Origin of the sequence: Bradyrhizobium sp. USDA 336, assembly GCF_044908355.1 — a bacterium.
In the GTDB taxonomy this organism is placed as follows: domain Bacteria; phylum Pseudomonadota; class Alphaproteobacteria; order Rhizobiales; family Xanthobacteraceae; genus Bradyrhizobium; species Bradyrhizobium yuanmingense.
On the sequence record NZ_JBIYDC010000002.1, the window covers coordinates 3,728,748 to 3,743,115 of the forward strand.

General features: G+C 63.8%; 12 protein-coding genes. 8 read left to right on the forward strand and 4 right to left on the reverse strand.

Going from position 1 to position 14,368, the window contains the following annotated elements; all coding sequences use genetic code 11:
- Window positions 1–6 precede the first annotated feature (6 nt).
- Entirely contained in the window at window positions 7–1,539 is a 1,533-nt protein-coding gene (locus ABIA45_RS18465; RefSeq protein WP_404543180.1) for an SUMF1/EgtB/PvdO family nonheme iron enzyme, read from the reverse strand.
- A 323-nt stretch (window positions 1,540–1,862) separates the two neighbouring features.
- Here ABIA45_RS18465 and ABIA45_RS18470 point away from each other — a divergent pair, with 323 nt between their 5' ends.
- The 6 genes from ABIA45_RS18470 to ABIA45_RS18495 all read left to right on the forward strand — a co-directional run bounded on the left by ABIA45_RS18470 (window position 1,863) and on the right by ABIA45_RS18495 (window position 4,631).
- Window positions 1,863–2,483 (forward strand): hypothetical protein, encoded by a 621-nt coding sequence (locus ABIA45_RS18470; RefSeq protein WP_404653102.1) that lies wholly within the window; start codon window positions 1,863–1,865, stop codon window positions 2,481–2,483.
- A gap of 40 nt (window positions 2,484–2,523) precedes the next feature.
- Window positions 2,524–2,973: a DsrE family protein gene (locus ABIA45_RS18475; RefSeq protein ID WP_271541959.1), complete on the forward strand. Its 450-nt coding sequence runs from the start codon at window positions 2,524–2,526 to the stop codon at window positions 2,971–2,973.
- Window positions 2,974–3,190: 217 nt separating this feature from the next.
- Window positions 3,191–3,514 (forward strand): helix-turn-helix transcriptional regulator, encoded by a 324-nt coding sequence (locus ABIA45_RS18480; protein WP_271541960.1) that lies wholly within the window; start codon window positions 3,191–3,193, stop codon window positions 3,512–3,514.
- On the forward strand, window positions 3,511–3,939 hold the full coding sequence (locus ABIA45_RS18485) for an SRPBCC domain-containing protein (RefSeq protein WP_225182720.1): 429 nt from the start codon (window positions 3,511–3,513) through the stop codon (window positions 3,937–3,939). Before ABIA45_RS18480 ends, ABIA45_RS18485 begins: the two co-directional genes overlap by 4 nt.
- Before the next feature lie 39 nt (window positions 3,940–3,978).
- Entirely contained in the window at window positions 3,979–4,182 is a 204-nt protein-coding gene (locus ABIA45_RS18490; protein WP_404653105.1) for a hypothetical protein, read from the forward strand.
- Window positions 4,183–4,193: 11 nt separating this feature from the next.
- Window positions 4,194–4,631 carry a DUF1801 domain-containing protein gene (locus ABIA45_RS18495; RefSeq protein WP_404655698.1) on the forward strand — a complete coding sequence of 146 codons (438 nt, stop codon included), beginning with the start codon at window positions 4,194–4,196 and terminating at the stop codon, window positions 4,629–4,631.
- 210 nt (window positions 4,632–4,841) lie between these two features.
- Here the strand turns inward: ABIA45_RS18495 and ABIA45_RS18500 are convergent, their stop codons facing one another.
- Genes ABIA45_RS18500 through ABIA45_RS18510 form a run of 3 tightly spaced genes read right to left on the reverse strand, consistent with a single transcriptional unit; the run spans window position 4,842 to window position 9,628 of the window.
- Window positions 4,842–6,380 carry a SpoVR family protein gene (locus ABIA45_RS18500; protein WP_275497058.1) on the reverse strand — a complete coding sequence of 513 codons (1,539 nt, stop codon included), beginning with the start codon at window positions 6,378–6,380 and terminating at the stop codon, window positions 4,842–4,844.
- Window positions 6,377–7,654 carry a YeaH/YhbH family protein gene (locus ABIA45_RS18505; RefSeq protein ID WP_271542122.1) on the reverse strand — a complete coding sequence of 426 codons (1,278 nt, stop codon included), beginning with the start codon at window positions 7,652–7,654 and terminating at the stop codon, window positions 6,377–6,379. Before ABIA45_RS18505 ends, ABIA45_RS18500 begins: the two co-directional genes overlap by 4 nt.
- Window positions 7,655–7,684: 30 nt before the next feature.
- Window positions 7,685–9,628, reverse strand: coding sequence for a PrkA family serine protein kinase (locus ABIA45_RS18510; RefSeq protein ID WP_036007284.1), 1,944 nt, complete (start codon window positions 9,626–9,628; stop codon window positions 7,685–7,687).
- A gap of 849 nt (window positions 9,629–10,477) precedes the next feature.
- Here ABIA45_RS18510 and ABIA45_RS18515 point away from each other — a divergent pair.
- On the forward strand, window positions 10,478–13,327 hold the full coding sequence (locus tag ABIA45_RS18515; RefSeq protein ID WP_404653107.1) for a bifunctional transaldolase/phosoglucose isomerase: 2,850 nt from the start codon (window positions 10,478–10,480) through the stop codon (window positions 13,325–13,327).
- Between the two features lie 13 nt (window positions 13,328–13,340).
- Window positions 13,341–14,339 (forward strand): phosphogluconate dehydrogenase (NAD(+)-dependent, decarboxylating), encoded by a 999-nt coding sequence (gene gnd / locus ABIA45_RS18520; protein WP_057026081.1) that lies wholly within the window; start codon window positions 13,341–13,343, stop codon window positions 14,337–14,339.
- Window positions 14,340–14,368 lie beyond the last annotated feature (29 nt).

Consider the following 14,368-nt stretch of genomic DNA (forward strand, 5'->3'; position numbering starts at 1 on the left):
CAGTACCTACGGACTGAGCGCGATCCGGAATCCATGCGTGGGGTAACGGACGCCGGTGTCGTATCCACCGCGGTTTGACGGCCGCACATATCTCGAATCGTTCTTCCAGGAGCCTGAGCGCAGGACATGAGAGCTGCAGTCAGCGCTGGTCCGCGCCGAGCCGTCGCTGGGCGCGCCCTGATAGGTCCGGTGCCAGCAGTCCGCGACCCACTGATCGATGCCGCCGCCCATGTCGTAAAGCCCGAACGGATTGGGCTTGAAACTGCCAACCTTGGCCGGCTGCTCGGCCGCAAGTTCACCGCAATCCTTGCAGCCGGCCATGCCCGGCTGCAGCTTGTCGCCCCACCAATATTTGGTCTGTGTCCCGCCGCGTGCCGCATATTCCCATTCGGCTTCGCTCGGAAGCCGGTAGGGCTTCTTTGTCGCCTGCGCGAGCCAGGCGACATATTGCTGCGCATCGATCCAGCTCACATTGCTGACCGGGGCATCGTCCTTGCCGGTGGCCGTGAATCCGCACGCCTTGGCGGCAGCGCATTCGTTCCACTCCTGCACCGTCACCGGGTATTTTCCGATCGAGAACGGCTTGATCGTGACCTGGTGGACGGGACGCTCGGTCGGATCGTCGTTGCTTCCCATGGCGAAGCTGCCGCCGCGAATGGCGATCATTTCGGGCTCGCGCACCGGCGTTGCCGATGGGCTGGGAGCCGGAGCCGGAGTCGGGGCCGAAGGCGACGAAGCCAATGACGGAGAGGGTTGCGGCGTCTGCTTCGCCGCCTCGCTCGGCAACGGCTGAGGAACCGGTGAGACCACCGGAGCGGTGGGCGGCGCGGCAGCCTGCTCGCCCATCTTGCCGGGTTGCGCCAGCAAATACCAGAGCACGCCGGTGGCCATCATCAGCACTGTAATGGCCAGCAAAAAGATCAGCGCGTTCTCACGCCGGCTTCTTGTCTTGCCGATCGCATCAGCGTCCGGCAGCACACGATACACGCGCACCGGATCGGTGATGTTCTTGACCTTGCGGTCGCCGAGCGACTCATAGCCGCATACTACCTTGTGCTTGATCTGCTCGTAGATCGCGCCCGAGATATAGACCTGACCGGGCTCGGCAATGCCCTCGATGCGTGTGGCGATGTTGACGCCGTCGCCGTAGACATCGTCCGACTCCACGATCACATCGCCGAGATTGACGCCGATCCGATATTCGAGCCGCGAATGCTTGGGAAGCGACGCGTTGCGGCCGATGAGGTTCTGCTGGATGACGATGCTGCATCGAACGGCCTCGACGGGGCTGTCGAAAATGGCGATGAAGCCATCGCCTGTCGTCTTCACCAGAGTTCCATGGTGCTCGACGATGCTTGGATAGATGAGGTCGCGCTCGATCCGCTTGACGCGGACATGCGTCCCCTCCTCATCGGCCTGCATCATGCGGCTGTACGAAGCGATGTCACCGACAATGATCGCTGCGAGGCGACGAGGCATGGCGCCGTGCGCAGGCGGCTCGTCTTGATTGCCGGATTTGAAGCTGCGAATTTCGCCCATTGCGGGGGGACTCCACATACTGACAAGGCAGCCCCAGCTTACGACCGCCGAAGGCGGTCGTTTGTGAAGGCTATCACATTGACGAACCGAGACAATGTCGCAGCGATTGCAGACTTCAAGTTCCGAAGGGCCGCCCGCTTCACCGCTTGAACCTTCTCAAGCCCATCAGTGACTAAGGCGGAGCGTGAAGCGAGTTGCGCGAATCCGCACCGCGACCACCGCTCGAGCGGCTTGCGACGGTTGAACGCGGGTCACCAATTCTGCGTCTAACAGACAGCAGCTCTGTCCTGCTGCGACGAAATTGTCGTGTGCGCGAGGCCCTCATGAAGCTCGTCATCCTTGCTGCCCTCACTTTTGCTGCGCTGACCAGCGTCGGCCGCGCCGAGGAAGTCGACGATATTCGCGAGCCCAGCAAGGCCGAGGCCGAGACCTTCAATACGCGGATGTATGCGAAGCCTCCCGGCGACAAGGCCTATGCCTGCTTCGTCCGCCGCTACGATGCCGACCATCTGGCGCGGCATCCGAAGCAGAAGGTCGCCGCGATGAAGCTGCTGATCTCCGCGGAATTCGACAAGGAGGACAAGGAGCTTCACCATTCCTTCCGCCTTGGCTTCAGGTACCGTCACCGCAGCGGCGATTTCGACTCCAGCGGCTCGTGCAACCACGCCGTATTCACCAGGAGCGGCGACGAGGTGCGCCTCGGCTGCGGCGTCGACTGCGATGGCGGCGGCATCGGTGTTGCGCTCTCCAAGGACGACAAGTCCGCGATCGTCCGGCTCGAACGTGTCAGGGTCTGGCAGAACAACAAGCCGGACGATGACGCCGAGCATTCGCTGACCGCCGGCGCCGACGACAAGATTTTCCGGCTCGACCGGGCCGACAATCGCGAGTGCGCCTCGCTGGTGACCGACCGCAAGGAACTCGCGGCGCTGCGCCACAAATGATATGCCTGCGGCAAATTCGGGCTTCGTCGAGGAGATCGCCATGAACCGCCGGAACATCCTGTGGAGCGCCGTCTCGGCACTCGGTGCGGCGCTTGGCGGCTCCAGCGCGAAAGCCACCACCGCCACCGCGCGGTCGAACAAGCTCAAGGTGGCCTATCACCTCAGCGACGCCGAGAAGGTCCATTTCGTGCTCGGCAATATCCAGAACCACATCGACGGCGTCGGCGGCCCCGAGCACGTGACGATCGCGCTGGTGATCCACGGCCCGGCGCTGAAGGCGTTTCACTCGGCGCAGGCCAACCCCGACGTCAGCAAGCGCGTCGGTGACTTCTCCACGGGCGGCGTCGAGCTCGCGGCCTGCGGCAACACGATGAAGGCGCAGAACGTGACGCTGAGCGAGCTGCTGCCAGGCTTCGTCAACGCAGAGAACGGCGGCGTGGTGCGGCTCGCCGAGCTGCAGTCGCAGGGGTATCTGTATTTGCGGCCGTAGGCGGGCACGGCGACGTCTGGCGCAGCCCTTTCCGCGTCATTGCGAGGAGCCCTTGCGACGAAGCAATCCAGACAGCCTCCGCGGACAGATTCTGGATTGCTTCGCTGCGCTCGCAATGACGGGGGCGTATGGCGGCGCCGCAGGCCCCATCGTACTTGACTTACCCATAACTCCACAGTTATGAGTCTATTCATAACCTCCCGGTTATGGATTTTTCATGCCTCCCACCCCCGACCTCCTGTTCAGGACGCTCGCCGACCCGACCCGGCGGGCGATCTTCGAGCGGCTGTGCCGTGAGGGGGAGCAGACGGTCGGGGCGCTGACGGCGCGATCCGGCGTATCGCAGCCGGCGGTGTCGAAACATCTTGGCGCCCTGAAGCAGGCGGGCCTGGTGCGCGACCGGCACGAAGGACGGCAGACCCATTACAGCGCGCAGCCCGGCGCGCTCAATCCGCTGATCGACTGGACCGGCCAGATGGCCGGGTTCTGGCAGAAAAGGTTAGATGCCCTCGACGATCTCCTGACGAGGATGGACCAATGAACGAACCCGCCGAAACGCGCTCCGTCGTCATCGAGCGCGAATTTGCCTATCCCGCCGAGCGGCTCTGGCGCGCGCTGACGCAGCCGCATCTGATCGAGGAATGGCTGATGAAGAACGATTTCAAGCCGGTCGTCGGCCATCGCTTCAATCTGCGCGGCGAATGGGGCGGCGTGCTGGACTGCGAGGTGCTCACCATCGAGCCGCAGAGGACGCTGGCCTACACCTGGAATTTCTCGCACGAGGACGCCGCGTTCGATCTCAAGAGCATCGTCACCTTCACGCTGACGCCGACGAGCGCGGGCACGCATTTGCGCGTCGAGCAGGCGGGCTTCCGCCCGACGCAGAAACAGGCGTTCGGCGGCGCGCATGCCGGCTGGAAGCAGTTTTTGGCGAAGCTGGACGATTTGCTGGCGCGGGCGAGCTAGCTCCACCACCCATTCCGATCATTCTCAAAGGAGGTCCCAATGAGCACGCAGATGTGGATTCGGCAAATTCATCGCTGGCTGTCGATGGCTTTCACGCTTGCCGTCATCGCCAACATCGTGGCGATGACGATGCAGGTCGAGGCCGTGTGGATCGGCTTCCTGGCGCTGGCGCCGCTGATTCCGCTGCTCGCGACCGGGCTCTATCTGTTCGCGCTGCCTTATCGCGGCCGCAGCAACGCGTGAACGAGGCCATGATGAAGAAGCCCGTGGCGGCGAAGGCGAGCAGCGCGAAGCAAGCAGGTACCGCCTCGCCACCCAAGCTGATCGACGGCAGGATCAAGGAGCTTGGCGACTGGCGCGGTGAGATGCTGGGGCGGGTTCGCGCGCTGATCAAGGAGGCCGACCCTGATGTCGTCGAAGAGTGGAAATGGCGCGGCGTTCCCGTGTGGGAGCACGACGGCATCATCTGCACCGGCGAGACCTACAAGGAGGTGGTGAAGCTGACCTTCGCCAAGGGCGCGGCACTCGCGGATCCCGCAGGCCTCTTCAATTCCAGCCTCGACGGCAATGTGCGCCGGGCGATCGATCTTCGCGAGGGCGAAAAGGTCAACGAGAAGGCGCTGAAGGCGTTGATCCGCGCGGCGGTGGAGCTGAATGTGTCGAAGAAGAAGCCGGGGAAGCGATCGGCGTAGAGCGGAATGGCTTTAGGTTGACTTGATTGCCACGGGCTCGGTGCAACCTCTCCCGCTTGCGGGAGAGGTCGTGCCGAAGGCGCGGGAGAGGGCTCTATCCTCTTGGGGAACCCCACTGCGGAGACACCCTCTCCCAGCCCTCCCCCGCAAGCGGGGGAGGGAGCGCACCGCCTTCGGCGCGCGAGCTTCACTTCAAAAGAGGAGACAGCCTCACGCCACCGCGGCGGGAATCGGGCGCGGGCTGACGACGTATTCGCGCAGGACCTTGTCGTTGGCGTCGACCTCGATCAGTGCGACGTCGTAGGTCCAGAGATCGGCCAGGTGCTGGAGCACGCGCTTGGCGTCGGTCTCGTTGAGTTGCGAGCCCTTGATGACGTGGTGATGCAGGATCAGGCGGCGGTCGCCGGAGAGATCGACGTCGACCACCTCGATATTGGCGTCGATGAAGCCGACATCGTGCTGCCGCGCCAGCTCGCGGCGGACGCGGCGGAAGCCGCGCTCGTCGTGGATGGCGTCGACCCGGATGCCGGCGCGCTCCTCGGGATCGTCGTGCAGATGGAACATGCGGAAGTGCCGCATCAACTTCGGGCTCAGGAATTGGCCGATGAAGCTCTCGTCGCGATAATTGGCCCAGACGTCGCGCAGCACGCCCATGACGTCGCCCTTGCCGGCGATGTCGGGGAACCACTCGCGGTCCTCGTCCTCCGGATTGCTAACGATGCGCTCGATGTCCTGCATCACGGCGAAGCCGAGCGCGTAAGGGTTGAAGCCGGAGAAGCGCGGGTCGTCGAATTCGGGCTGGAACACCACGTTGGTGTGCGACCCCAAGAATTCGAGGAAGTTGCCGTCGCTGATGCGGCCTTGCTCGTGCAGCTTGGTCATGATGCGATAATGAACGTAGGTCGCCGTCCCCTCGTTCATGACCTTGGTCTGGCTCTGCGGATAGAAATATTGCGCGATGTGGCGGACGATGCGGAGCAGCTCGCGCTGCCAGGGCGCCAGCCGCGGCGCGCTCTTCTCCAGGAAATAGAGCAAATTCTCCTGCGGCAGGCCGAGCAGCTTGCGGCGGCGCTCGATGCTGAGCGTGGAGCGGCTCTTGGCGGCGCCCTTCGGCACCGTGCGCCAGAGATCGTTGAAGACCTCCTCCTCGTGCTGGCGGCGGCGCCCTGCCCGCTTCTCCTCGGCGCGCAGATCGAGCTTCTTCTTGCCGGGATAACGGTCGATGCCGTGCGACATCAGCGCGTGCGCGGCATCGAGCGTGCGCTCGACCTCGATGCGGCCGTAGCGCTCCTCGCACTGCATGACGTAGTTCTTGGCGAAGTCGAGATAGTCCAGGATGCCGTCGGCATCGGTCCACTGCTTGAACAGATAATTGTTCTTGAAGAAATGGTTGTGGCCGAAGGCGGCGTGCGCGATCACCAGCGTCTGCATCGTCGCCGTGTTCTCCTCCATCAGATAGGAGATGCAGGGCGAGGAGTTGATCACGATCTCATAGGCGAGCCCCATCAGGCCCTTGCGGTAGGACGCCTCATGGAACGCGAAGTGCTTGCCGAATGACCAGTGCTTGTAGAACAGGGGCATGCCGACCGACGAATAGGCGTCCAGCATCTGCTCGGCGGTGATGACCTCGATCTGGTTCGGATAGACGTCGAGACCGAGATCCTTCAGCGCCACCTCCTCGCAGGCATCGGTGATGCGCTGCAAGGTGTGGAAATCCCAATCGGCGCCTTCGAACAAACGTTCCTTCATGGAGCGGCCTTCTCCTGGGCAGTGTCGCGGCGCTGGAACAGATCGTGGAATACCGGGAAGATCTCGCTGCGCTCCGAGACCTTGCGCATCGAGAGCGGGGCGCCGCTGTTGCGCAGGCGTTCGTAGAGGCTCCAGAGCGAGGAGTCGGAGAGATCGAAGGCGCTGCCGCCGGCCTCGCCGACCTCGAGATAAGCGAAGAACTGGCAGACCGGCAGGATCTTCTCAGTCAAGAGGAGCCCCGTGAGTTCGCCGTCGGAATAGGAATTGTCGCCGTCGGAAGCCTGCGCGGCGTAGATGTTCCAGTCCGACGGGTTGAAGCGCTCGCGCACGATCTCGTGCATCGCTTGCAGCGCACTGGAGACCAGCGTACCGCCCGAGGCCGGACCGTAGAAGAAGGTCTGCTCGTCGACCTCCTCGGCGCGGTCGGTGTGGCGGATGAAGACGATCTCGACATGCTTGTAGCGCCGCTTCAGGAACACGTAGAGCAGCATGTAGAAGCGTTTCGCCAGGTCCTTCATGTGCTCGGACATCGAGCCGGAAACGTCCATCAGGCAGAACATCACGGCCTGCGCGACGGGCTTGGGCACCGTCTCGAACCGCCGGTAGCGGATATCGAGCGGATCGATGAAGGGGATGCGCTTGGACTTCGCCTTCAACATTTCGAGCCGGGCCACGAGAGCCGCACGCTCGTCCTCGTCCGTGCAGGCTTCGATCGCGGCTTCCAGCTCCTCGATCTCCTCCTTGCGCGGACGCTTGAGCGCGATGCGGCGGGCGAGCGCGAGCTTCACCGTCCGGCTCACCGAGATGTTGGCGGGCGAGCCGGTCATGGTGTAGCCGGCGCGCTGGATGCCTTCGCTCTCGGTCTGTGCGATCTTGCGCTTGGCGAGATCCGGAAGCTCGAGGTCGTCGAGGAACAGATCGACGAACTCGTCACGGCTCAGCACGAAACGGAAGGCGTCCTCGCTGTCGCCTTCGCCGGGACCGGAATCCTTGGCGCTGCCCTGCCCGGAGCGCTGGAGATAGTCGCCTTCGATGAACTTCTTGTTGCCGGGCAGGACCATGTCGCGCGTCCCGCCTTCACGGCGGAAACGCGGCTCGTGCATGCCGTCGAGTGGAATCGTGACCTCACCACCCTCCAGGACGTCCTTGATGTCGCGTTCCTGCGAGGTCTTCTTGACGGCGCCCTGCACCAGGGATTTGGCCCGACGCAAGAACCGCTGGCGGTTCTCAAGACTCTTACCGCCTGGATTCAGGCGCCTGTCAATAATGTGAATGGGCACTTTACCATTCGCCTCCCATCCGCCTCAACCGGCCTGCTTCACGCGCATGTACCATTCGACGAGCCGGCGAACCTGACGTTCGGTATAGCCGCGCTCCACCATGCGTGCGACGAACTCGCCGTGCTTCTTCTCCGTCTCGCCGTCCTTCTTCGACCCGAAGGAGATGACCGGAAGCAGGTCCTCGACCTGGGAGAATATCCGCTTTTCGATCACATCGCGAATCTTCTCGTAGGAGGTCCAGGTCGGGTTTTTGCCGCCGTTCTGGGCCCGGGAGCGTAACGAGAATTTGACGACCTCGTTGCGGAAATCCTTGGGATTGGCGATGCCCGCGGGCTTCTCGATTTTCGTCAGCTCCTGGTTCAAAAGCTCGCGATCGAGCAGCTGGCCGGTATCGGGATCCTTGAAGTCCTGGTCCTCGATCCAGGCGTCGGCATAGTCGACGTAGCGATCGAACAGGTTCTGCCCATAATCCGAGTAGGATTCCAGATAGGCCTTCTGGATCTCGTTGCCGATGAACTCGGCGTAGCGCGGTGCGAGCTCGGCCTTGATGAATTCGAGATAGCGCTTCTCGGTCTCCTCAGGCAGCTGCTCGCGGCGGATCGCCTGCTCCAGCGCGTACATCAGATGCACGGCGTCCGCGGCCACCTCCTGCGGATCGTGGTTGAACGTCGCAGCCAGGATCTTGAAGGCGAAGCGGGTCGAGGCGCCATCCATGCCCTCGTCGACGCCGGCGGCGTCGCGATATTCCTGGACGCTGCGCGCCTTCGGATCGGATTCCTTCAGGCTCTCGCCGTCGTAGACCCGCATCTTGGCGAACAGGGTGGAGTTCTCGTGCTTGCGCAGGCGCGACATCACCGAGAACCGCGCCAGCGTCTCCAGCGTCGACGGCGCGCAAGGAGCCGAGGCGAGCTCGGAGCCCTGGATCAGCTTCTCGTAGATCTTCTGCTCCTCGGTGACCCTGAGGCAGTAGGGCACCTTGATGACGCAGATGCGGTCGATGAAGGCTTCGTTGTTCTTGTTGGCCTTGAAGCTCGCCCACTCGGCTTCGTTCGAGTGCGCCAGGATGATGCCGGTGAACGGGATCGCGCCGATGTTCTCGGTGCCGATATAATTGCCTTCCTGGGTTGCGGTCAGCAACGGATGCAGCATCTTGATCGGCGCCTTGAACATCTCGACGAACTCGAGCACGCCCTGGTTGGCGCGGTTGAGGCCGCCGGAATAGCTGTAGGCGTCGGGATCGTTCTGGGCGTAGGTCTCGAGCTTGCGGATGTCGACCTTGCCGACCAACGAGGAGATGTCCTGGTTGTTCTCGTCACCGGGCTCGGTCTTGGCGATCGCGATCTGGCGCAGCCGCGACGGCTGGATCTTGGCGACACGGAACTGGGAAATGTCGCCGCCGAACGCTTCCAGCCGCTTGTAGCACCACGGGCTCATCAGGCCGGTGAGGCGACGGCGCGGAATGCCGTACTTCTCCTCCAGCATCGGACCGAGCTGATCGGGATCGAACAGGCTGAGCGGGCTCTCGAACACGGGCGAGAGCTCGTCGCCGGCCTTGAGCACGTAGATCGGCTGCACTTCCATCAGCGACTTGAGCCGCTCGGCGAGCGAGGACTTGCCGCCGCCGACCGGGCCGAGCAGGTAGAGGATCTGCTTGCGCTCTTCGAGACCTTGCGCCGCATGGCGGAAGAAACCGACGATGCGCTCGATGGTTTCTTCCATGCCGTAGAAGCCGGCGAAGGCTGGATAGGTGCGGATGGTGCGGTTCAAAAAAATACGGCCAAGGCGTGGGTCCTTGGCCGTGTCAATCGTCTGAGGCTCACCGATCGCCGCTAGCAGTCGTTCAGCCGCGTTCGCGTATTTCATGGGATCGCTTCGACACGATTCCAGATATTCCGCCATCGACATGTCGTGCTGGCTTCTCGCCTCGAACGACCGAGCGAAAGCGTTGAATAGAGAATCGTTGTACATGATCCCTCTCCGCGTGAGTTCCGCTACAAGCTGAAACGAAAGCAGTTACCGGACCGTTCCTCAGGCCGTTTCGAATCAGCGTGAGCACATGACAATCATTGGACACCCGGGTGGCGACTCGACGCAACGCACAACGTAGGCACTCCATGAGTTACGAACAGGCACCTGCCTGTAATTTGTGCGAATCTCCGTCTATTCTGGCTCATTTCCAGAAAATGTCACTCGGTCGCCACATCCGGGCGTTCCCGGGGATGGCCCCATCCGGCGGTGCAGCATAGCGATCGGGGAGCGGCGATCTTATGACGCTCGTACGGCGAAGCCTTGCGGTCCCCGTTCATCTTCCTGCTGCAATGCGGTGTGCTGGCGGCCTGTACGTCGCCGCGGCAACGCGCAGCACCGTGTCACAATCGCTGCCAGGCCAGGCCCACCCCGACGGATGACAACGCGATCGTTCTCTGCGTAACGGCCAGCTTGGGATGCTGCGGAGCTCTTCGCATGTCCGGCGCCGGCCTCAGCACGATCATTTCGTGACCGCGGCAATCTTCGAGCAAGATCTCCGCCATCCCCGTGGCAGAAATTCATTGTCGATACGGAGAGCGCGGATGCGTAGGAGTGGATGACGACGACATGCCCGCTGGGCAGCGAAGCGCTCAGATCAGCCGGATGGTGAACGACCTTTACGCAACAGTAAGCTGCCCGTCTGGATCGCCATGATCGCGACGGAGTTACACTGGAGGGTATGACTCCCGCACCCTTGATTGGTTCCCTCCCGGGTGCATGTAGGCTAGAGGATAGCGCGTCAGACCTTCGCGAAAACCCTCGTCCGCAGGCTTGGAGATAATAAACATCATGAATCCCGTCAAAGAACTGGAAAAGCACGGACAGGCGGTCTGGCTCGACTTCCTGGCCCGCGGCTTCATCGCCAAGGGCGACCTGAAGCGGCTGATCGACACCGACGGCGTCAAGGGCGTCACCTCCAACCCGTCGATCTTCGAGAAGGCGATCGGCAGCTCGGACGAATACGACGCCCCGATCGGCAAGGCGCTGAAGCGCGGCGACCGCACCGTGGCCGACCTGTTCGAGGCCGTCGCGATCGAGGACATCCAGAACGCCGCCGACGTGCTGCGCCCGGTCTATGACCGCCTCAAGGGCGGCGACGGCTATGTCAGCCTGGAGGTCTCGCCCTATCTCGCCATGGACACGTCAGGCACGGTCGCGGAGGCGCGGCGGCTCTGGAAGGACGTCAGTCGCAAGAACCTGATGGTGAAGGTGCCGGCGACGCCGGAGGGCCTGCCGGCGATCGAGCAGCTGATCAGCGAGGGCATCAGCATCAACATCACGCTGCTGTTCTCCAAGGCCGTCTATCTCGAGGTGGCCGAGGCCTACATCGCCGGTCTCGAGACCTACGTCGCCGGCGGCGGCGATCCGTCGCATGTGGCCAGCGTCGCCAGCTTCTTCGTCAGCCGGATCGATTCGGTGGTCGACAAGCAGCTGGACGAGAAGATCGCCCGCGCCAACGATCCGTCCGAGAAGGAACGTCTCGCCGCGCTCAAGGGCAAGGTGGCGATCGCCAATGCCAAGCTCGCCTACCAGGACTACAAGCGCCTGTTCGCAGGCCCCCGCTGGGAGAAGCTCGCCGCCAAGGGCGCCAAGCCGCAGCGCATGCTGTGGGCCTCCACCGGCACCAAGAACAAGGACTATAGCGACGTCCTCTATGTCGAGGAGTTGATCGGCCCCGACACCATCAACACCGTGCCGCCGGCAACGCTGGATGCGTTCCGCGACCACGGCAAGCCGCGCGACAGCCTGGAGGAGAACGTCGAGGACGCGAAGCGCGTGCTGGACGAGCTGGAGCGCTCCGGCATCTCGCTCGATGCGATCGCCGAGGAGCTGGTCAAGGACGGCGTCAAGCTGTTTGCGGATGCCGCCGACAAGCTCTACGGCGCCGTCGCCCACAAGCGGGCGGTCGTGCTCGGGCCCGCACTCGACCGCCAGCAGCTCTCGCTGGGCGAGGCGCTCGGCAAGGCGCTGGCCAAGACCACGGAGGAATGGCGGGCGTCGGCCAAGATCCGCAGACTGTGGCAGCGCGACAAGTCGGTCTGGACCGGTGCGGACGAGGACAAATGGCTCGGCTGGCTCGACAGTCCAGCCAAGGCCGACATTGCCGATTACGAGGACTATGCGGGCCGCGTGAAGGGCCAGAAATTCTCCGACGCCGTCGTGCTCGGCATGGGCGGCTCCAGCCTCGGCCCCGAGGTGCTGGCGGAGACCTTCGGCAAGAAGCCCGGCTTCCCCAAGCTGCACGTGCTCGACTCCACCGATCCGGCACAGGTGCGGGCGATGGAGGCGAAGATCGACATCGCCAACACCGTCTTCATCGTCTCCAGCAAGTCCGGCGGCACCACCGAGCCGAACGCGATGAAGGACTATTTCCACGAGCAGGTTGCCAAGGCGGTGGGTGCAAAGGTGAAGACCGGGCATCGCTTCATCGCGGTGACCGACCCCGGCTCGTCGCTGGAGAAGGCGGCGAAGAGCCTTCATTACGCCCGCATCTTCCATGGCGAGCCCTCGATCGGCGGACGCTATTCGGTGCTCTCGCCGTTCGGGCTGGTGCCGGCGGCGACCGCGGGCATCGACGTCAAGAGCTTCGTCAAGCATGCGCTGGCGATGGCCCGCTCCTGTGGCCCCGATGTGCCGCCGTCCGAAAACCCGGGCGTGCAGCTCGGCCTTGCCATGGGTCTCGCGGGACTCGAAGGCCGCGACAAGGTGACGATCCTGGCGTCGAAGAAGATCGCCGATTTCGGCGCCTGGGCCGAGCAGCTGATCGCGGAATCGACCGGCAAGGAGGGCAAGGGCCTGATCCCGATAGAGGGCGAGCCGCTGGGCGATCCCTCCGTCTACGGCAACGACCGCTTCTTCATCGACATCCGTGTCGAAGGCGAAGCGGACGCCGCACACGATTCCCAGCTTGCCGCGATAGAGGCGGCCGGTCATCCCGTGGTGCGCATCGTCATGAAGTCGATCGAGCATCTCGGCCAGGAATTCTTCCGCTTCGAGATGGCAACCGCCGTGGCCGGCAGCATTCTCGGCATCAACCCGTTCGACCAGCCGGACGTGGAAGCAGCCAAGATCAAGACCCGCGAGCTCACCGCCGCGTTCGAGAAGACCGGCAAGCTGCCGGCGGAAGAGCCGGTGGTCAGCACCAAGGACGCCGATCTCTACACCGACGAGGCCAATGCCACGGCGCTGCGCGCCGCCGGCGCCAATGGCGATCTCGGCTCCTGGCTGAAGGCGCATCTGTCGCGATCCAGCGACGGAGACTACGTCGCCCTGCTCGGCTACATCGCGCGCGACAAGGCCACGATCGACGCGCTTCAGGCCATGCGCTTAGAGGTGCGCGAGAAGCGGCATGTCGCGACCTGCGCCGAGTTCGGCCCGCGCTTCCTGCACTCGACGGGACAGGCCTACAAGGGCGGGCCCGACAGCGGCGTCTTCCTCCAGATCACCGCCGATGACGCCAAGGACCTGCCCGTGCCGGGGCAGAAGGCGAGCTTCGGCGTGATCAAGGCGGCGCAGGCGCGTGGCGATTTCGACGTGCTGACGGAACGCGGCCGGCGTGCGCTGCGGGTGCACCTGAAGGGTGGGCTCAAGAAAGGCCTTGCCGCGCTCAATGCAGCGCTCAACGACGCGCTGAACTAAGGGAATGATGCAGATGCAACTCGGCATGATCGGCCTCGGCCGAATGGGCGGCAACATCGTTCGCCGCCTGATGCGCCACGGGCATTCGACGGTGGTCTACGACAAGGACGCCAAGGCCGTCGCCGGCCTTGCCGCCGACGGCGCGGTCGGCTCGGCGACGCTGGAAGAGTTCGTCGCCAAGCTGGAGCGGCCGCGCACGGCCTGGGTGATGCTGCCGGCCGGCCGCATCACCGAGACCACGATCGAGACAATCGCCGGCGTGATGCAGGAAGGCGACGTCATCATCGACGGCGGCAACACCTTCTGGCAGGACGACGTCCGCCGCGGCAAGGCGCTGAAGGCGCGCGGCATCCATTATGTCGACGTCGGCACCTCCGGGGGCGTGTGGGGGCTCGACCGCGGTTACTGCATGATGATCGGCGGCGAGAAGCAGGTGGTCGACCGGCTCGATCCGATCTTCGCGGCGCTCGCGCCGGGCGCCGGCGACATTCCGCGCACGCCGGGGCGCGAGGGCCGCGATCCCCGCGTCGAGCAAGGCTACATCCACGCCGGGCCCGTCGGCGCCGGCCATTTCGTCAAGATGATCCACAACGGCATCGAATACGGCCTGATGCAGGCCTATGCCGAAGGTTTCGACATCCTCAGGAATGCCAATATCGAGGCTTTGCCGGCGGATCATCGCTACGATTTCGATCTCGCCGACATCGCCGAAGTGTGGCGGCGCGGCAGCGTGATTCCGTCCTGGCTGCTCGACCTCACCTCGACCGCCCTCGCCGACAGTCCGCAACTGTCGGAATATTCCGGCTTCGTGGAGGATTCCGGCGAAGGCCGCTGGACCGTGAATGCCGCGGTCGACGAGGCCGTGCCAGCCGAGGTTTTGACCGCGGCGCTCTACACACGTTTCCGTTCCCGCAAGGAACACACCTTCGCCGAAAAAATTCTCTCGGCGATGCGTGCAGGGTTCGGCGGGCACAAGGAGCCGACGCAGCCGGGCGCGGCGAAGCCGAAGTAACGCGTAAACCAAGCGAAGGCCGACCATTC